This window comes from Comamonas sediminis (assembly GCF_041107495.1).
In the GTDB taxonomy this organism is placed as follows: Bacteria; Pseudomonadota; Gammaproteobacteria; order Burkholderiales; family Burkholderiaceae_C; genus Comamonas; species Comamonas sediminis.
The window spans coordinates 367036-383950 of sequence record NZ_JBGBDC010000002.1; the positions used below are offsets into that span (position 1 = coordinate 367036).

At 64.7% G+C, this 16915-nt stretch carries 15 protein-coding genes; 5 read left to right on the forward strand and 10 right to left on the reverse strand.

What is annotated here, in order from left to right; all coding sequences use genetic code 11:
- Window positions 1-10: 10 nt before the first annotated feature.
- The 6 genes from AB7A72_RS05860 to maiA all read right to left on the reverse strand — a co-directional run bounded on the left by AB7A72_RS05860 (window position 11) and on the right by maiA (window position 4474).
- Window positions 11-514 carry a GNAT family N-acetyltransferase gene (locus AB7A72_RS05860; RefSeq protein ID WP_369459305.1) on the reverse strand — a complete coding sequence of 168 codons (504 nt, stop codon included), beginning with the start codon at window positions 512-514 and terminating at the stop codon, window positions 11-13.
- 82 nt (window positions 515-596) lie between these two features.
- Window positions 597-1025: a PaaI family thioesterase gene (locus AB7A72_RS05865; RefSeq protein ID WP_239811953.1), complete on the reverse strand. Its 429-nt coding sequence runs from the start codon at window positions 1023-1025 to the stop codon at window positions 597-599.
- A 112-nt stretch (window positions 1026-1137) separates the two neighbouring features.
- The gene (locus tag AB7A72_RS05870) at window positions 1138-2451 is read right to left on the reverse strand and encodes a type II toxin-antitoxin system HipA family toxin (protein WP_312528508.1); all 1314 of its coding nucleotides are present in this window, start codon (window positions 2449-2451) and stop codon (window positions 1138-1140) included.
- Between the two features lie 29 nt (window positions 2452-2480).
- Window positions 2481-2792 (reverse strand): helix-turn-helix transcriptional regulator, encoded by a 312-nt coding sequence (locus AB7A72_RS05875; protein WP_230777257.1) that lies wholly within the window; start codon window positions 2790-2792, stop codon window positions 2481-2483.
- A 132-nt stretch (window positions 2793-2924) separates the two neighbouring features.
- Complete coding sequence (locus tag AB7A72_RS05880; RefSeq protein WP_369459306.1) at window positions 2925-3806, reverse strand: polyphenol oxidase family protein; 882 nt, start codon at window positions 3804-3806, stop codon at window positions 2925-2927.
- Window positions 3803-4474, reverse strand: a complete 672-nt coding sequence (maiA, locus tag AB7A72_RS05885) for a maleylacetoacetate isomerase (RefSeq protein WP_369459307.1) — start codon at window positions 4472-4474, stop codon at window positions 3803-3805. Before maiA ends, AB7A72_RS05880 begins: the two co-directional genes overlap by 4 nt.
- 191 nt (window positions 4475-4665) lie before the next feature.
- On the opposite strand from maiA, the gene AB7A72_RS05890 reads away from it, so the two are divergent.
- The 3 genes from AB7A72_RS05890 (at window position 4666) to AB7A72_RS05900 (ending at window position 6622) form a co-directional block, all read left to right on the forward strand.
- Window positions 4666-5364, forward strand: coding sequence for a fumarylacetoacetate hydrolase family protein (locus AB7A72_RS05890; protein ID WP_312409076.1), 699 nt, complete (start codon window positions 4666-4668; stop codon window positions 5362-5364).
- An 86-nt stretch (window positions 5365-5450) separates the two neighbouring features.
- On the forward strand, window positions 5451-6062 hold the full coding sequence (locus tag AB7A72_RS05895; protein ID WP_312835787.1) for an NUDIX hydrolase: 612 nt from the start codon (window positions 5451-5453) through the stop codon (window positions 6060-6062).
- Between the two features lie 14 nt (window positions 6063-6076).
- Window positions 6077-6622, forward strand: coding sequence for a hypothetical protein (locus AB7A72_RS05900; protein WP_312528498.1), 546 nt, complete (start codon window positions 6077-6079; stop codon window positions 6620-6622).
- Between the two features lie 110 nt (window positions 6623-6732).
- On the opposite strand, the gene AB7A72_RS05905 is transcribed toward AB7A72_RS05900, so the two are convergent.
- From AB7A72_RS05905 to smc, 4 genes are all read right to left on the reverse strand, one after another.
- Window positions 6733-7497: a hypothetical protein gene (locus AB7A72_RS05905; protein ID WP_369459308.1), complete on the reverse strand. Its 765-nt coding sequence runs from the start codon at window positions 7495-7497 to the stop codon at window positions 6733-6735.
- A 171-nt stretch (window positions 7498-7668) separates the two neighbouring features.
- The gene (gene ligA / locus AB7A72_RS05910) at window positions 7669-9762 is read right to left on the reverse strand and encodes an NAD-dependent DNA ligase LigA (protein WP_369459309.1); all 2094 of its coding nucleotides are present in this window, start codon (window positions 9760-9762) and stop codon (window positions 7669-7671) included.
- 154 nt (window positions 9763-9916) lie between these two features.
- Window positions 9917-11050, reverse strand: a complete 1134-nt coding sequence (locus AB7A72_RS05915) for a cell division protein ZipA C-terminal FtsZ-binding domain-containing protein (RefSeq protein WP_239811943.1) — start codon at window positions 11048-11050, stop codon at window positions 9917-9919.
- 22 nt (window positions 11051-11072) lie between these two features.
- Window positions 11073-14600, reverse strand: a complete 3528-nt coding sequence (gene smc / locus AB7A72_RS05920) for a chromosome segregation protein SMC (RefSeq protein WP_369459310.1) — start codon at window positions 14598-14600, stop codon at window positions 11073-11075.
- A gap of 341 nt (window positions 14601-14941) precedes the next feature.
- Here smc and AB7A72_RS05925 point away from each other — a divergent pair, with 341 nt between their 5' ends.
- The gene (locus AB7A72_RS05925; protein ID WP_369459311.1) at window positions 14942-16483 is read left to right on the forward strand and encodes a protein adenylyltransferase SelO; all 1542 of its coding nucleotides are present in this window, start codon (window positions 14942-14944) and stop codon (window positions 16481-16483) included.
- The gene (msrB, locus tag AB7A72_RS05930; protein ID WP_312835782.1) at window positions 16480-16890 is read left to right on the forward strand and encodes a peptide-methionine (R)-S-oxide reductase MsrB; all 411 of its coding nucleotides are present in this window, start codon (window positions 16480-16482) and stop codon (window positions 16888-16890) included. The genes AB7A72_RS05925 and msrB overlap by 4 nt, the downstream gene beginning before the upstream one ends.
- The last annotated feature ends 25 nt before the right edge of the window (window positions 16891-16915 follow it).

Sequence of the window (16915 nt, forward strand, 5' to 3'; positions counted from 1 at the left end):
TGCCTGCTTGTCATAAAGCGGCGCTTTCCACGGCCTGGCTCTTGCCCGGGTAGAGCATGGTCAGGTGGGCAATGCCATCTTCCAGATAGGGCTCGGAGACAACCTCGAATCCGCAGCCTTCGTAGAACTTTTGCAAATAGGCCTGCGCGCCAATACGGATGGCCGAACCGGGCCAGAGGCGGTCCGTCTCCGCCATCGCGTGGCGCATCAGCTCCCAGCCAGCGCCGGTGCCGCGCATGGCCTGCATGACGGCTACGCGGCCAATCGAAGGCTCTGCATAGGCCAGGCCCGGGGGCAGCACCCGGACATAGGCTTGCAGCACGCCTTGCGCATCACGCCCCAGCAGGTGCCAGGCGTCCTGGTCCTTGTAGTCCAGGTCCTGGAAGGCGACCTGCTCGGCAATAAAGACCTGGCAGCGCACATGCAGCAGGTCATACAGCTGCTGCAGAGTGAGGGCCGAAAAGGGCTGAAAGGACCAGCTCAGTTGGTCTACCGTCGAAGAAGGCTTTGGCATGTTCTGTCCATCTATCAAAGGCCTGGGGACAGTGGCCACAGGCCCAGCTGCGCTACAGCGCAGCATTGCGCGAGCGCGAGAATCAATCCGTCTTGATCTGCTTTTTGGCCGCCTGCAAGGACTGCACGACCTCCGGCATCACATATTTGAAGGTACCCGTGGCGTGGCTGCACAACGCGCCCTGCTCGTCATACAGCCAGGCCTCACAAAAGGCCATGCGGCTGCTGCGCGAGAGCAGCTTGCCCTTGGCCACCAACGCGCCTTTGGCCGGCGCCATGAAGCTGGTCTTCATCTCGATCGTGACTGCGCCGCTGCCAGGAATGGCACTGCGCGCCGCATGGGCCATCGTCACATCGAGCAAGGTCATCGAGGCCCCGCCATGCGTCACTTCATAGCTATTGAGGTGTTCGGGCCGGGCCTGGTAATGCAGTTCCGCCTCGCCGTTCTCCCAGCGGTGCAAGCTAAAGCCCAGGTGATTGACAAAGGGGATTTCGACTTCAAAGGGCAGCACAGCACAGGCTCCAGCAACAGGCAAGCGTGGAGCATACCGCTTTTGCGCGCCATCCTGGGGCAAACCCTGACATACAAGCGACAGCCCGTCGGGCAATACGCCCGCTGCCGCATTAGAGCGCGGCGATAGCGACCCCGCCGCGCAACCGCTGCTGCACCACGCCGGCCATGCCTGCCGGGGCCTGGGCCAGCAAGGCGGGCCAGCTGCTCTGCGCCTGCCGCACCACCTCCTTGAGCAGGCTGATATGGCGCGGCACCCGCAGAAGACCGGCGGTCTTCAGCAGTGCCGCCACATCGTCCCAGCGCAGCGCCCGCATGCTGCTGTCAATGGCCTTGTTGACGGCGTACTGCTGCGGCGCCGAGCCCTCAAAGAAGGCGGCGACGCAGACACAGTCGTAGACCGGCGCCAGGCGCGGCCGCCGCCCATCGGGGTACACGAGCGCCCAGTTCTTCAGGTGGGCGTCGGTGTTGCCCATCAGGATGGCCGCCACGGTACGGGCCAGGAACTCGCGCGTGTCGGCCACCGGCTGGGGGCTGAGGCGATCAAGAACGCGCAGCATCGTCGGCCAGTCCTGCTGCAGGCCCTTGCCATACTTGTGGCGTGGTGCATAGCCCAGGGCCTGGTTGAACTCCTCCATGTGCACACGGGAGCCGTCGGGCAGGTGGTCAAAGCGCTGCACCGCCAAGATCTCGTCAAACGGCAGGTGTTCGGGCAGATCGGCCTGGGCGCGGCTGATGATCTGCGCGTCAGCCGTCGTCAGCCCCACGGCCTGGCACAGCTGGTAGCAGCTGTACTCGTTGGCGACCAGATCGGGATGCTGGGTGCTGGGGAGCTTCAGGATCACACTGCCGGCCGCGCCCCGGCGGCGTACCGTGTAGCGCCGGCCGTCTTGCACCGCGCTGAACTTGGTGACGATGCCCGGCAGCGATGCGGCATCGGCCACCGGAAACTCGACAAAACCGGGTTCGAGCACATCCAGGCCTTGCGAGGTATGCCAGTGGCGCACAACGTCCGGGATGGCTTCGTCGCGCGGCACCGGCTCCACTTCCAGCGCGCCCATCAGGTCGTGGCCGGCAGCGGCCAGCAGTTCAAACTCATCATCGGGCGAGCAGCCCCGCTCAGCGGCCAGGCGCTGGCGGTTATGGCCCTCGGGCAACAGGTTCTGAAAGTAGACCGGCCAGCGCCCATCGGTACGCACCAGCCGGGCGTCACGCGCGGCACGCAGGATGCGCTGGGTGTCGGCTTCGCTGGCACCCTGGTAGCTGAGCGACAACAGGGGCCGCTGGGGGTCGGCGATATAGCTGTCCTCGAACGAAACACGCAAGATATCGCCGTACTGCGACAGGTAGCCAATCGCCCGCCGCCCGCCGCCCATGCTGCCGGGCAGGTGCATATAGAGACGCAGGTAGCGGATGGAGGTGCTCATTCAGTGCCCCGCTTGCGATCCGCCATGCCTCAGGGCTTGCGGCCCGCCAGGCTGTCTACTACCGAAGGGGGTGCTTCCGCACCAGTAGGCTGGCCCAAGAACTTGCCGCCCGACTGGATGAAGGCCTGCAGTGCGGGCAGCAGATCCGCCGGCACGGCCACCAGCTGCATGCCCAGCACCCGGGCCATCTCGGCCACCGTCGAGTAGCGCGGGTCCACATCACCCGTTTCGGTGCGCTGCACCGCCATGCGCGACAGTCCCGCCTGCTCGGCCAATTGGGCCTGGGTCAGTTGCTGGGCTTTGCGGGCTGCCACCAAGGTGGCCATCAGAGGGGTAGTCATGCTGCATATTCTACTCTTTATTGAAAAAATGAGTAGATTAAATAACATAAACACTTCCATTTAAGATGCAAAAAGTACTCATTTTTATAGAAATGAGTACTTTATGAATCAATATCCGAAAATGTAAGCGATCTAGGCTACCCAAATACAAGCGGCAAAACGCCCGGTGCCTCCGGTCGGCGATCCATCACGGCGGTGCGAGAAGAAGCGCTCTGGGTTGGCGACGGTGCACCAGTCCTGGCTGCCGTCGTTGCCAAACAGCTGGGCCAGCCCCATGCGCTGCAGCCGGTGGCGCGCCAGACCGCTCAGGTTTGCAAAAAACTTGCCCGGTTTGCCGGGGGCAAACAGCGGCCCGCAATCCGGATCCGCATCCACAAAGGCGGCCCGCACCTCGGCCCCCACCTCAAAGGCTGGCTGGCTGATGCAAGGACCCAGCCAGGCGATAGTCTGCGCGGCAATCTGCGCATCGCTCAGGCCCGCCTGGCCCGCTTGCAGCCGCACGCGATCAGCGTATGCCGCAAAACAGTTCTCCAGCACCCCCAGGCCGCCCTGCCCCAGCAAACCGCGCCAACCAGCATGGGCGGCGCCCACCACCGGCAGCTGCTGGTGGCAGAACAACACGGGCAGGCAATCGGCCGCCATCACGGTGCAACCCAGACCCGGCACATCGCTGACACTGGCATCGGCCGGCTGTTCATTCCCGCCGCCCTCGCCCAGCACCTGCACATGGGTGCCGTGCACCTGGCGCACAAACACCGGCTGGCGAGGGGGCGCGTTGCCTGCACCGCGGCCTGCCTGCATCTCCAGTGCCTGCATGGCCTCGGCCAGCAATTGCCGGTTGTTCTGCACATGGGCGGGCACATCGCCCACATTGAAGCTCAGGTTGGTGGTGCCGAACAGGCCTTCACTGGTACCGCCCTGGCGGGTCGTACACAGCGCAAACACGCCGGGTGGCGTGGGCCACTGGGGCAGCAGCCAGTCTGCCGGAAAACGGGAACGTTCAACGGCGCTCATGGCTGGGCATCCGGGCATACGCCGGGCTGGGCTTGTTGCACCGCATCGGTTGCGAAGGCAGTGTCATAGGCCGCCATGGTCAGCGGCAGACCATCGAGGCTGACCTTGAAGCGCTGCGCATTGAAGATCTGTGGGACCAGCGCGCAGTCGGCCATGGTCAGGCTGTCGCCCCAGCAAAAACGCGATGGCGCCAGGCCCTGCGCCTGGCGCTCGGCCGCCAGCAGCACCAGTTGGCGCTCAAAGGCCTCCAGCCCGGTGCGGCACCAGTGCTGGTACCACTGGGTTTTTTCCGCATCGCTGTGGCCCAGCTCGCCCGTCAGGTAGGCCAGCACCCGCAGGTTGTTGATCGGATGGATCTCGCAGGCCACCTGCAGCGCCAGAGCGCGGATGCGCGCACGCGCCAGCGCATCGCCTGGCAGCATCGAGGGGGTCTGCGGGTAAGTTTCGTCCAGCCACTCGATCACCGCCAGCGACTGGTTCAACCACAGTCCATCATCGGTCTCGAGCGCCGGCACCAGCGCATCGCCCACATGGCTGGCAAAGGCGGGCTCGCGGTGCTCAGCCTTGACCAGGTGCACCGGCAGGTAGTCATAGGCCAGGCCCTTGGCCTGCATCGCAATACGCACCCGGTAGGAGGCAGAGGAGCGGAAATAATTGTGCAGCTTCATGGCGACCGAGCATAACGCAGGGCGCTGCGGCCGCGAATGAGCCAGTCGCCAGCATGACAGCTGTCGCTGTCTGGCATGCCAAGACCAGCAACAGCCCCTGCGGAGAGCCTGCAGAGCAATGTGTTTTGCCGCATAATTTTTGGCACCGCTTCAACCGGGCGGTATTTGTCCGCCTCCAACCAAAGTCCAGCATGAGCCAATACGTCATTCCCCCAGCCGCGCCAACGAGCGTGCCTGTCCAAGGCAGCGACCAGCTGTTCCCCGTGCGCCGCGTCTACTGCGTGGGCCGCAACTATGAAGATCATGCCAAGGAAATGGGCTTTACCGGCCGTGAGGCGCCCTTCTTCTTCATGAAGCCCGCCGATGCGGTGGTGCCTGTCGCCACCGGCAGCACCGGCCAGATCGCCTACCCAACGCTCACCAGCAACCTGCACCACGAGATCGAGCTGGTGGTGGCCATCGGCAAGGGCGGCAAGAACATTGCTGCAGCCGATGCGGCTGCGCATATCTGGGGCTATGGCGTCGGACTGGACATGACCCGCCGCGACCTGCAAAACGACATGAAAAAGCAGGGCCGCCCCTGGGAGATCGGCAAGGCCTTTGAAGGCAGCGCGCCGATTGCAGCGCTGGTGCCCGCCGCCCAGGCCGGCGATATCAACAACGCCGACATCTGGCTGAAGGTCAATGGTGTGGAGCGCCAGCACAGCAATGTGCAAAAGCTGATCTGGAACATTGCCGAGACCATCGAAGTGATCTCGCAAGCCTGGGAGCTGCAAGCCGGCGACCTGATCTTCACCGGCACGCCTGAAGGCGTGGCCGCCGTGGTCAAGGGCGATGTGCTGGAGGGCGGCGTGACCGGCCTGCCCGCGTTGAAAATCGAGCTGGTGTAATACCAGGACAACGCGCCACCCACTGCGGTGGCGCTTTTTTTCGCCCGTTGCCGCGAGCAACGCGGGCTTGACGCACAATAGACCGCATGACCTCTCGCGCCCCCGTTGATTATTGCCGCCGCTGCGGCACCAAGGTTGAGCACCGCCTGCCCGATGACGGCGATACCAAGATCCGCGCGATCTGCCCGGCCTGCCATACCGTCCATTACGAAAATCCGCTGAACGTGGTGGGTACCATTCCATACATGGATGACAAGGTGCTGCTGTGTCTGCGCAATATTGAACCGCGCAAAGGCTACTGGACCTTGCCAGCCGGCTTTATGGAGCTGGACGAAACCACCGGCCAGGGCGCCGAGCGCGAGACCGAGGAAGAAGCCGGCGCCGACATCACGATGGGCCCGCTGTTCTCGCTGGTCAACGTGCCGCATGTCGGGCAAGTGCATCTGTTCTATCTGGCACAGCTCCAAAGCACCACATTCAACCCCGGCTGGGAAACCATGGAGGCCCGTCTCTTCAGCGAAGCCGACATCCCCTGGGACGATATTGCCTTTCGCACCGTCAAGGTCACCCTGCAGCGCTATTTCGAAGACCGCAGGCGCGGTGCATTCGGCATCCATGTGATCGATCTGGAAACGCCGCCCGGCCCCTTGGTACCGCCCCAGCCGGCCGAAGCCTCCGCTGTCCCGACCGCTTCCTGACTCAAGTGCCTCCTATGACCTCTTACTTTGCCCGCACTTCCTCCGCCCGACGCCGCCTGCTTGGCGGCCTGCTCCTGCCCGCCGTGGCGGCCGGCAGCGCCTGGCTGCCCAGTCTCGCGCACGCCGCCAAACTGCAAGACCTGGCACTGGCGCTGGTCGAGAAATACAAGCTCGGCCACAGCCTGCCACAAGTGGGCTTGCAGATTGCCGCCAAGTCGCCCGAATACCAGGCCCTGATCGACAAGGTGGGCCAGCAGCAGGCCGGCCAGGCCATGATTGCTGCCACGCGCTCGGTCGCGGCGGACTACCAAAAGCGCTGGGACACGCAGCTGGCTACCGCCTATGCGCAGAATTTCAACGAAGCGCAGCTGCAATCGCTGCTGGACCAGGGACCCCAGTCGCCCCACGCCCAGCTGATGCAAAGCAAGCAAGCCGACATCAACCGCATGATGCAGCAATCGAGTTCGGCCATGCTGCGCGAGATGATGGCTAAAGCGTATGCCAAAGCACAGCAACCTGCAGCCGCCCCCAGTGCGCCTGCCAAAAAACAGAAACCCTGACGCTGACGAGCGCTGGGCCCGCCGGGCCCATGACCCCCCGTCGGAACCCCCTAAAAAGGCCGTACCCCCTGTGCAGGAGGTACGGCCTTTTTCATCGCTCGTGTGTGCGGTCAGCGGCTGTCGCGCTTGGCCTGCGCCGCCTGGGTGCGGGATTGGCCACTGGCCTGGATTTTCTTGTTGACCGGCTTGGCTTTGATGGGGTTGCCGCGGCTGGCCGCTGCTGGTTGTGTCGTGGGCACGGCCCCTTGTGCTGCAGCCGTTGCGTTGCCGGCCACTTTCGGAGTGTTCGCTGCGGTCTTTGACGCTTTGGCCGGAGCCGCAGACGACGAGGCGGTTTTCTTCACAGCGGCCTTGGAGGCAGCCTTGCGAGCGCCGCTGGCTTTCTTCACTGCAGCGGCTTTGACCGCCTCGGCAGGGGATGCCTTGGTGGCGGACTTGGCCGCTTTCTTGCGGGGAGCAGCTGCTGCGGTTGTCTTGGCCGCAGCAGCGGGCTTTTTGGCAGCGCTCTTTGCGGGCGCGGGCTTGCTGGTTTTCACAGCGGCGGTCTTGGCAGCCGCTTTCGTGGCATCGGCCTGTACCTTGGCGAGGCGCTCTTCGAAACGGCCCAGCACCTCCTGCATGACATCGGCCTTCACTTCGGTGCGGTTGTTGTCATTGCCAGCGGGCCGACGCGCAGCCGCTGGCCCTTTCTGGGTTTTCACCGTCTGGCGCTGGTAGAGATCGCGGTACTTGGCGCGCAAGGTACGGGTGCGGGTGATTTTGCTGCTGAGCTGACGCTCGGTCAGCTCCTTGATCGCATTGGCACGGCTGGCTTGGAACAGCTCCAGCTCCGGCTTGGTCAGCAAGGTCTGAACTTGTCTCAGGGTATAGCTCACGGCATCTCCTCTGCATAAAAAAAAGCAGGGCCGCCGGATGGCAGCCACTGGCGTTTTTCATCGTATTGACATCTGGCAGGCGCCGATGTCGGAGAATGTCCCTATCCCTGCTCCGTGTGGCGCGAGATAGCAAGCCAGTGCAGCGCCAGCGCGCTCCAACCTTCCGGCAACTCAAGGCGCTCCATGTTGCAAAAGCCGCAGCATCGCGGCCTCGTCCAGCACGGTCACTCCCAGCTCCTGCGCCTTGCTCAGTTTGCTGCCGGCATCGGCGCCGGCCACCAGGTAATGGGTCTTCTTGCTGACCGAGCCAGAGACCTTGGCGCCTGCAGCTTCCAGCAGGTCTTTGGCCTCATCACGGCCCATGGTGGGCAGCGTGCCGGTCAGCACCACCGTCATCCCGGCCAGGATCTGCGCGGGCTTTTCGGCAGGCACCGCTTCGTCCCAGTGCACGCCCGCAGCGCGCAGCTGCTCAACCACTTCGCGGTTGTGTGGCTGTGCAAAAAATGTGTGCAGGCTGTTGGCCACCACCGGCCCCACGTCATTCACCTGCAGCAGCTCTTCGACCGACGCATCCATGATCGCGTCCAGCACGCCAAAGTGCTTGGCCAGGTCCTTGGCGGTGGACTCGCCCACATGGCGGATGCCCAGGCCAAACACAAAGCGCGCCAGTGTGGTTTTCTTCGACGACTCCAGCGCGGCCAGCACATTCTGTGCGGACTTCTCTGCCATGCGCTCCAGGCCTGACAAGGTCGCAATACCCAGTTTGTAGAGGTCGGGCAGGCTGCGGATCACACCGCTGTCCACCAGCTGATCGACCAGCTTGTCGCCCAGGCCTTCGATATCCATCGCGCGGCGGTGCGCGTAGTGCAGGATCGCCTCCTTGCGCTGCGCCACGCAGAACAGGCCACCGGTGCATCGATGGTTGGCCTCGCCTTTCTCGCGCACCACGTCGCTGCCGCAGACCGGGCATTGGCGGGGCATCGAGAAATTGGGCACATACTGCGGGCGCACGCCAGGCACCCGCCCGGCGACCTCCGGAATCACATCCCCGGCCCGGCGCACGATGACGTCGTCACCAACGCGCACCCCTTTCTTGCGGATGTCGAAAACATTGGACAAGGTGGCATTGGTGACGGTGACGCCACCGACAAACACGGGCGCCAACCGGGCCACTGGCGTGAGCTTGCCGGTGCGGCCCACCTGGACCTCGATGCCCTCCAGACGCGTGACCATCTCCTGGGCCGGGTACTTATGGGCCACGGCCCAGCGCGGCTCGCGGCTGACAAAGCCCAGCTCCAGCTGCAGCGCGCGGCTGTTGACCTTGTAGACCACACCGTCGATCTCGTAGCCGAGGTTGGCACGCTCGGCGCCCATGCGCTGGTGAAACGCAACCAGCTCATCGGCACCCTTGGCCACACAGACCTGGGGCGCGACCGGAAAGCCCCAGGCGCGCAGTTGCATCAGCATCGCGTAGTGGCTGTCCCACTGCATGCCGCCTTGGGCCACCGGCGTGACCTCGCCCAGGCCATAGGCAAAGAAAGACAGCGGGCGCTGGGCGGTGATGTTCGAATCGAGTTGGCGCACTGCGCCGGCTGCCGCATTGCGCGGGTTGACAAAGGTCTTGCCCCCAGCGGCCTCCTGCTTGCGGTTGAGGGCATCAAAATCATCGCGGCGCATATACACCTCGCCGCGCACTTCCAGCACCGGCGGCACCGCGGCATCGGCGCGCAGCTGCAGCGGTATCTGGCGGATGGTGCGGATATTGTGGGTGACGTCCTCGCCCACTTCACCATCGCCGCGCGTGGTGGCCTGCACCAGGCGCCCCGCCTCGTAGCGCAGGTTCATCGCCAGGCCATCAAATTTGGGCTCGGCCACATACTCGACCGGCGGGTCACCGGGGTCCAGGCCCAGCTCCTTGCGGATGCGCGCATCGAAGGCTTGCGCGCCGCTGGCTTCATTGTCGGTTTCGGTGCGGATGCTCAGCATCGGCACCGCATGGCGAACCGGGGTCAGCCCCTCGAGAATGGCGCCGATCACACGCTGCGTGGGCGATTCCGGACTGTGCAGCTCGGGGTGGGCCTTTTCCAGCGCTTCGAGCCGCTGGTAGACCCGGTCATACTCGCCATCGGGCACCGTGGGCGCGTCTTGCACATAGTATTCATGCGCCCACTGCACCAGTTGCGCGCGCAAGGCCTGCACCTCGGCAGCAGCATCCTGCGGGGTACCGCTGGCGGGCGAGGCAAAAAGATCAATATTCTCAGCCATGTGGCTTGACTCCGAAAATCTGGCAAAGCGCGGGGCTCTGCCTGGTCTGATGCCTGCGACTATACGGCCAAAGCCGCATCGCCATCGCGTAAACAGCAGCAGCCAGAATGCAAAAAGGCTGCACCGGCAGCCTTTGCGAAAAAAGGTACGAGGCTTAGCTGAAAAGGCGCCGTGCGGCCAGCGAGCCGGCGGCCAGATCGCGCAGTTCGAGCTGGTCGTAGAGGTTCTCCAAATCCTGCGCGATCGGGTCGACCACCATGATCGGCAGCGGCGTGCCATTCTGGTCGCAGATGACGCCGTCCATCTCTGCGCAAAGCGCTTCGGCGGCGGCGCGCATCTTGTCGAAAGGCTTTTCGCTGCGGGCCACATGCGGCACATCCAGGCTCAGCAGCACATCGCGCAAGGCGCTGGCCTCCGGGTCGTCGGCCAGTGCCGCCTGCGCGTCGTAGGTCAGCGCCAGGATCGCGGGCATCTGCTCGATGCCCGAGGGCATCACCATGCGGCCAGGGCCTGCCGGCACAAAGCCATGCTTGGCCGCCACCTGGGCCACATAGCCGGGACTCCAGGAGGCGCGCTTGGCGCGCAGCATGAAGGCCAGCTGCGCATCATGCTCGCTCGCAAAGGCGTCGAGTTCGCGGGCGCGGGCCACTTCCTGCAGCATGTCGGGCGTGTCGTACGCCGCACCGATACTGTCGGCAAACTGCTGGACCTTGGTGACGAATTCGGAAAACTCGATCTCGTTCATCGGGCCATGGCGGTTGGCCAGCTGCACGCCGGCCTGAAAACCGGTGTAGCGGGCACCGGCGCGCGGCAGCTCCCAGGTCTGGCTGGTTTCATTCAGGCCCTCGATGTTGAAGGCCTTGTTGCCTGCGCGAAAGCTGCTGGGCATCGCCGCAATCGCGGCATTGCCCGAGACAATGCCGTCTGTATGAATGGTGGCAATCGCATCGGTGAGGGGATCGAGGATCTGCTGGCGGTCGCCCAGAAAGGTGCCCGGGTTGCCGCTGCGCGCCACCGCGCCTGCACCAAAGGCATCGGCACTGTGTCCGCTCAGGCGGGGGCCCTGGCCGCCCAGTTGGGCGTCGAGGACCGGGTCACCGGTAGCTGCCGATGCGGCACGGCCATCAAAGCCGGGTTCGTAGCGCAGCTCGGAGTCGCCGCTCTGGCCGGGCTCCTCGGGCCGGGGTTTCTTGGGCTCGTTGCGGCGCGCCGACCAGGTGTTGTAGGCGATGTACAAAACCAGAATGACCCCAAAGGTGATCACCAACGCCAGTTGAAAATTACTCATACGTTTTCGTTCTAAAAATCTATCACGCCGAATCCGCCATCGACAACGCAGACTCCATATCCACAGCCACAATGCGCGAGACGCCCTGCTCCTGCATTGTCACACCAATCAGTTGCTGCGCGATCTCCATCGCGATCTTGTTGTGGCTGATGAAGAGGAACTGCGTGCCCCGGCTCATCGAGGCGACCAGCTTGGCGTAGCGCTCGGTGTTGGCATCGTCCAGCGGCGCGTCCACCTCATCGAGCAGACAGAAGGGCGCCGGGTTGAGCTGGAAGATCGCGAACACCAGCGCAATCGCGGTCAGCGCTTTCTCGCCGCCCGACAGCAGGTGGATGGTCTGGTTCTTCTTGCCGGGCGGCTGCGCCATCACCTGCACACCCGAGTCCAGAATCTCGTCGCCGGTGATGATCAGCTTGGCCTGCCCGCCACCAAACAGCTCCGGGAACATGCGGCCGAAGTGGCTGTTGACGGTGTCGAAGGTGCCCGAGAGCAGTTGCCGGGTTTCGGCATCGATCTTCTTGATGGCGTCTTCCAGGGTCGTCATGGCCTGGGTCAGGTCTTCCATCTGCGAGTCGAGGAAGGTCTTGCGCTCGCGGGCATGGTTCAACTCATCCAGGGCAGCCAGGTTGACGGCACCCAGCGCTTCGATCTCGCGGTGCAGGCGGTCGATGTCGCCCTGCAGACCGGTCAGGCGCACCTGCCCATCCTTGACCGACGCGGCGATAACGTCCAGATCCGCCTGGGCCTCCTGCAGCAAGGTCGTGTACTGCTCCAGGCCCAGTTGCGCGGCCTGCTCCTTGAGCTTGAACTCGGTGATCCGGTCGCGCAGCGGCTGCAGCTCGCGCTCAAACTGCTGGCGGCGCTCATCGCTGCTGCGCAGCCGGGCCGTCAGGTCATCGTATTCGCTGCGGCGTGCGGCCAGGTCCTTTTCGCGCTCCATCTTGAGGTTCAGCGCATCCTGCAGCCCCCCCTGCGCTGCCGCGTCATTGAGGCGTTTTTGCTCTTCCTGCGCGCGCAACTGTTCATCTCCGAGGGCCTTGGCCTGCTGCATCGCCGTTTCCATCGTGCGGTGGAGCTCGGCGCGGCGCGCTTCCATGCTGCGCTGGCCAAACACCGCTTCCTGCGACTGGCGCTCGAGCGCGCGGAGCTGCTCGCGGGCGCTGGCCAGCTTGCGCTCGGACTCGTAGACGGTTTCATCGAGCTGGGCATGGCGCTCCTGGCTGTCGGCCAGCTGCATGTCCAGCTCTTCAAAGCGGGCCTCGGCCGCAATCCGGCGCTCCTGGATCTCTTCGAGCTGCTGCACCACTTCGCCCAGGTCGGTATCGATCTGGGCCGCGCGGGCCCGGGCCTGCTCGGCCAACTGGGTCAGGCGCAAGGTCTCCACCTGCAGCTCATGGGCACGGTTGCGGGTCTGGGCAGCCTCCGCACGCACCGCCACCAGGCGCTGCGAGGCATCGGCATAGGCACTCTCGGCACGCACCAGCGCGTTGCGCGCCTCTTCGCCGATCAGCGATTGGGCGCGCAGCTCCTTTTCCAGATGCTCGATTTCCTGGGCCCGTGCCAGCATGCCGGACTGCTCGGAGTCCTGCGCATAAAAGCTCACGCTGTGCAGGCTGACGGAGTGGCCGGTCGGCACAAAAATGGTTTCTCCGGCCTGCAGACGGCTGCGCTGGGCCAGCGCCTCGTCCAGGCTCGGGCAGGTGTAGCAGCCGCAGAGCCAGTCGACCAGCACGGCACGCAGGCCGGCATCATGCACACGCAGCAGGTCGGACAGCTGCGCCAGTTTGCCCGCAGGGGCAGCGGCTGGTGCTTGCGGCACGCTGTAAAAGGCCAGGCGCGCCGGCGGTGCATCCTGGGCACCGGCGCCCAAGAATCCGCGCACCATATCCAGGCGGCTGACTTCCAATGCCGCCAGCCGCTCGCGCAGTGCAGCTTCCAGTGCGTTTTCCCAGCCCGGCTCCACCTGGATGCGGCTCCACAGGCCTTGCAGGCCATCGAGGCCATGCTTGGCCAGCCAGGGCTGCAGCTTGCCGTCGGTCTTGACCTTTTCCTGCAGCGCCTTGAGGGCATCGAGCCGCGCCGACAGATCGGCCTGCTTGGCGCCCTCCTGGTTCACCTGCTGCTGCTTGCTGCGCCGCGCTTCATCGAGCTGGGGCACACTGTCCTGCAGCTCCAGCAGCCGCCCTTCGGCGATCTCGGCGGCCTCGGCGGCTTCCTCGTTTTGCTGCTGCAGGTTGGCCAAGCGGGTCTCGTCGGGCGCAGCCATCGCATTGCGGTCGCTGCGCAGGCGCTCGCTGCGCACTTCCAGGCCACGGCTTTGTTCGTTCAGGCTGCGTTGTTCTGCCGCCAGTACCTGGATCTGCTGCTGCACCTGGGTGACGGAGCTGCGCTGCTCATTGGCGCGCTGCTGGGCCAGGCGCAGCGCTTCCTCCATATCGGGCAGTTGCAGGTTTTGCTCTTCGAGCTGGGCCGCCAGCATCTCGGCGCGCTCTTCCGCATCCATACCCTGGCCAGCCAGGTTTTCCAGCTCGGCCTCGGACTCGTCCTTGCGTATCGTCCACTGCGCAATCTGCTCGGCCAGTTGCACCAGGCGGTTCTCCACCCTCTGGCGGCCTTCGACCACATAGCGGATTTCGGCCTCCAACCGGCCGACTTCGGCGGTGGCTTCATAGAGCTTGCCCTGCGCCTGGTTCACGGTGTCGCCGGCAGCATAGTGCGACTGGCGGATGGTTTCCAGGTCCGCCTCGACATGGCGCAGATCGGCCATGCGCGATTCCAGGTCATTGACGGCCTTGAGGCCCTCGATGCGCACCTTCTCCTGCTCCTGCTCGGCATCGCTGCGCTTGAGGAACCACAGCTGGTGCTGCTTCAGGGTGGCGCTGGCATTGAGCGCGTTGTATTTGGCGGCTACCTCGGCCTGCTTTTCCAGCTTGTCGAGGTTGGCATTGAGCTCACGCAGAATGTCTTCGACCCGGGTCAGGTTTTCGCGCGTGTCGTTGAGGCGGTTTTCGGTCTCGCGGCGGCGCTCCTTGTACTTGGAGACGCCAGCTGCTTCTTCCAGGAACAGGCGCAGTTCCTCGGGGCGCGACTCGATGATGCGGCTGATGGTGCCCTGGCCAATGATGGCGTAGGCGCGCGGGCCCAGGCCGGTGCCCAGGAACACATCCTGCACATCGCGGCGGCGCACCGGCATGTTGTTGATGAAATAGCTGCTGCTGCCGTCGCGCGTCAGCACCCGCTTGACGGCGATTTCGGTGTACTGGCTCCACTGGCCGCCGGCGCGGTGGTCGCTGTTGTCAAACACCAGCTCCACACTGGAGCGGCTGGCCGGCTTGCGGTGCGTCGTGCCATTGAAGATCACATCCTGCATCGACTCGCCGCGCAATTCACTGGCCTTGGACTCGCCCAGCACCCAGCGCACCGCATCCATGATGTTGGACTTGCCGCAGCCATTGGGGCCGACCACGCCCACCAGTTGCCCTGGCAGCATGAAATTGGTGGGCTCCGCAAACGATTTGAAGCCAGCAAGCTTGATGGAATTGAGGCGCACAGTGCTCGTTTTCTCTTGGATGGGCGGCAATCACCTGCGATGCGCTGTCGCACACCGGCCGGCCCGCGCAAAACAGGGCTGGCCAGGCATGCCGGGCAAGTGCCGGATGGCCCAGGGATCTTTTCTGATGAACCAAGCGGTAGAACTCAGGCCGACATAATACCGTGCCCTCCCGGCCCACCAGAGACAAAAGCGCAGGGTGCGGCGGTTTTGCGCCCGGGGCAGGGTGAAATAATGTTGCGCCGCCGCACTGGATCGGCACAAGAAGCCAGACTTGGTATATAGACACAGCGCCACCCGGGGAAAGCCGCAAGGCAGACAATGGCTGCATGGATTCAAGCATGTCTTCACGCCCGGCTGCCGCCGCAGCCCCCGCATCCACGCCTGCAGCAGCCGATTCTGCATTGCAGCCCGGTGCCCAATGGCACAACGGCTTTGCCGGTCTGCCCCCGGTCTTCTATACGCGTCTGCAACCCACACCGATGCCGGCGCTGGCGATGCACGCCCGCAATGACGCGCTCGCCCAGCAGATGGGCCTGCGCCCCGAATGGCTGAGGGGCAGCGAAGCCACCGAGGTGCTGGGAGGCAATGCGCTGCTGCCGGGCATGGATGCGCTGGCCAGCGTCTACAGCGGCCACCAGTTTGGCCACTGGGCCGGGCAGCTGGGTGATGGCCGGGCCATACTGCTGGGTGAGATCCGCTCCCCGGCGGCCCCGCAGGGGCTGGAGCTGCAACTCAAAGGCGCAGGCAAGACGCCCTATTCCCGCATGGGAGACGGGCGCGCGGTGCTGCGCTCGTCGATCCGCGAGTACCTGTGCAGCGAAGCGATGCATGGCCTGGGCGTGCCGACCACGCGTGCGCTGTCGCTGGTGACCTCGCCGCAGCCGATTTACCGCGAGACCGTGGAAACCGCTGCCGTCGTCGCCCGCGTAGCGCCCAGTTTTGTGCGCTTTGGCCATTTTGAGCATTTTGCGGCCCGCGATGACCAGGACAGCCTGCGCAAGCTGGCGGACTATGTGGTGGTGCGCTACATGCAGGATGTTGCCCAACACGCCAGCGGCAGCGCCGAGCGCTATGCCGCGTTTTTGGCTGAGGTGGCCGAGCGCACCGCACGCATGATTGCGCGGTGGCAGGCCCATGGCTTTTGCCATGGCGTGATGAACACCGACAACATGAGCATCCTGGGCCTGACGATCGACTATGGCCCCTTCCAGTTTCTGGACCACTACGACGCCAACCACATCTGCAACCACAGCGATACCGGCGGCCGCTATGCCTTTGCCCGCCAGCCGCAGGTGGCGTACTGGAACCTGTTCTGCCTGGGCCAGGCGCTGCTGCCGTTGATCGGCGACGAAGCCACCACCCTGGCCGCGTTGGAGCGCTACAAAACCGCGCTGGAGCCTGCGATGCAGCGGGCGCTGGGCGCCAAGCTGGGCCTTGACCCTGCCCGCAGCACGGCGCCCGAAACCGTGGCCGGCGTGGTCAACCCCTTGCTGGCCATGATGCAGCAGCACCGCACCGACTACAGCCTGTTCTGGCGCGCGCTGTCGCAAGCGGTGGCCGATGACAGCCTGCCGGCGCTGGTCCATTGGTTCGATGGCGATGCCGCGTTTGAGACCTGGCGTGAGCAGTACCAAGCGCTGCTGCAGCCCGGCGATGCGGCGGCCACCGCCGCACGCATGTTTGCCGCCAATCCCCGCTATGTGCTGCGCAACCACCTGGGCCAGCAAGCCATTACCGCCGCCCAGCAGGGCGACTGGGCACCGTTTGCCCGCTTGCAAACCGTGCTGGCGACACCATATGCGGAGCATCCGGGCTGCGAAGACCTGGCCGCCCTCCCGCCCGACTGGGCGCAACATATCGAAATCAGCTGTTCATCATGAGCTTTCCTGTCCAAAAATCGGATGCCCAATGGCAGGCCGAACTCGCATCCAAACACGCCGAACCAGTGGCCTACCAGGTCACCCGGCATGCCGCTACCGAACGCCCGTTTACCGGCAAGTACGAGGCCCACTGGGCTGATGGCAGCTACCACTGCATCTGTTGCGGTGCCAAGCTGTTTGACAGCGACACCAAGTTTGATGCTGGCTGTGGCTGGCCCAGCTTCTCCGAAGCCATTCCCGGCGCGATCCAGGAAAACGTGGACCGCAGCCATGGCATGGTGCGGGTGGAGACGGTCTGCGCCCAGTGCGGTGCCCATCTGGGCCATGTGTTCCCGGACGGCCCCCAGCCTACCGGCCTGCGCTACTGCATGAACTCGGCCGCGCTGGACTTTGAAAAGCAGGAATGACCCCAGGGCGCAGCAGGCGCCTGTG

What these genes read in the sequence shown, in the direction of transcription:
- maiA (WP_369459307.1), bottom strand. Translation starts at nt 4,474, where the DNA reads ATGAAGCTGCACAATTATTTCCGCTCCTCTGCCTCCTACCGGGTGCGT.
- AB7A72_RS05900 (WP_312528498.1), top strand. Translation starts at nt 6,077, where the DNA reads ATGACCTCTTACTTTGCCCGCACTTCCTCCGCCCGACGCCGCCTGCTT.
- msrB (WP_312835782.1), top strand. Translation starts at nt 16,480, where the DNA reads ATGAGCTTTCCTGTCCAAAAATCGGATGCCCAATGGCAGGCCGAACTC.
- ligA (WP_369459309.1), bottom strand. Translation starts at nt 9,762, where the DNA reads ATGGCTGAGAATATTGATCTTTTTGCCTCGCCCGCCAGCGGTACCCCG.
- AB7A72_RS05890 (WP_312409076.1), top strand. Translation starts at nt 4,666, where the DNA reads ATGAGCCAATACGTCATTCCCCCAGCCGCGCCAACGAGCGTGCCTGTC.
- AB7A72_RS05915 (WP_239811943.1), bottom strand. Translation starts at nt 11,050, where the DNA reads ATGAGTAATTTTCAACTGGCGTTGGTGATCACCTTTGGGGTCATTCTG.
- AB7A72_RS05895 (WP_312835787.1), top strand. Translation starts at nt 5,451, where the DNA reads ATGACCTCTCGCGCCCCCGTTGATTATTGCCGCCGCTGCGGCACCAAG.
- AB7A72_RS05870 (WP_312528508.1), bottom strand. Translation starts at nt 2,451, where the DNA reads ATGAGCACCTCCATCCGCTACCTGCGTCTCTATATGCACCTGCCCGGC.
- AB7A72_RS05875 (WP_230777257.1), bottom strand. Translation starts at nt 2,792, where the DNA reads ATGACTACCCCTCTGATGGCCACCTTGGTGGCAGCCCGCAAAGCCCAG.
- AB7A72_RS05925 (WP_369459311.1), top strand. Translation starts at nt 14,942, where the DNA reads ATGTCTTCACGCCCGGCTGCCGCCGCAGCCCCCGCATCCACGCCTGCA.
- AB7A72_RS05880 (WP_369459306.1), bottom strand. Translation starts at nt 3,806, where the DNA reads ATGAGCGCCGTTGAACGTTCCCGTTTTCCGGCAGACTGGCTGCTGCCC.
- AB7A72_RS05860 (WP_369459305.1), bottom strand. Translation starts at nt 514, where the DNA reads ATGCCAAAGCCTTCTTCGACGGTAGACCAACTGAGCTGGTCCTTTCAG.